The following is a 707-nucleotide window of genomic DNA, read 5'->3' as shown; positions in this document are numbered from 1 at the left end:
GCAGGAGGAGACCGGCCGTGAGCTGCGCCGTCTGACCGGGTGCCTGCTGATGGGGCCGACCGAGCAGCAGCAGATGGCCACCGTCCTGCAGTCCATCGCGGAACACGACCTCGACCACGACGTGCTCGATGCCGAGTCTCTGGCGAAACGTTTTCCCCAGTACCGCATCGAGGACGGCGACGCGGCCGTGCTCGACCGCCGCGCCGGCTTCATCCGCCCCGAACTGACCATCCAGACCGCCGCCCGCCGCGCCGAGCAGTTGGGCGCCGTCATCCACCGCTACACCACGGTCCGCGAGATCGTTCCCGTCGCGAACGGTGTGGAGGTCCGCACCGACGCCGGCAGCGAGCGCTTCGACACCGCCGTCGTCACCCCCGGTCCCTGGGTCAACGACCTGCTGCCCGGCCTGCCGTGGGAGGTGGAGATCCTGCGTGTGGTCAGCGCCTGGTATGTGCCCACCACCCCCGAGGCCTGGGGTTCGGCGAGGAGCGTCCCGCGTTCATCCGTACGGCACCCATCCACTGCTACGGTCTGCCCTCCCCGGACGGCGTCTCGGTCAAGCTCGGCCTCTCCCGCGCTCTGCACCGCCCTGCGGGCGACCCGAACGAGCTGGACCGGACGGTGCAGCCGGAGGAGCTGCAGATCTATGCCGACTTGATCGGCCGCTACCTGCCGGACCTGCACCCGGACCCGACCCGGCTCTCCGT

Annotated in this window: 1 protein-coding gene; it reads left to right on the top strand. The window is 70.6% G+C overall.

Annotation, left to right across the window (positions count from 1 at the left end; genetic code table 11):
• The coding region (locus OP79_RS50305; protein WP_245685766.1) for an FAD-dependent oxidoreductase at positions 1–658 on the top strand (658 nt) is incomplete at its 5' end.
• Positions 659–707: the final 49 nt, after the last annotated feature.

The sequence above is a fragment of the Streptomyces yerevanensis genome (assembly GCF_000716805.1).
In the GTDB taxonomy this organism is placed as follows: Bacteria; Actinomycetota; Actinomycetes; order Streptomycetales; family Streptomycetaceae; genus Streptomyces; species Streptomyces flaveus.
This window is presented reverse-complemented; position numbering and strand designations above follow the sequence as displayed.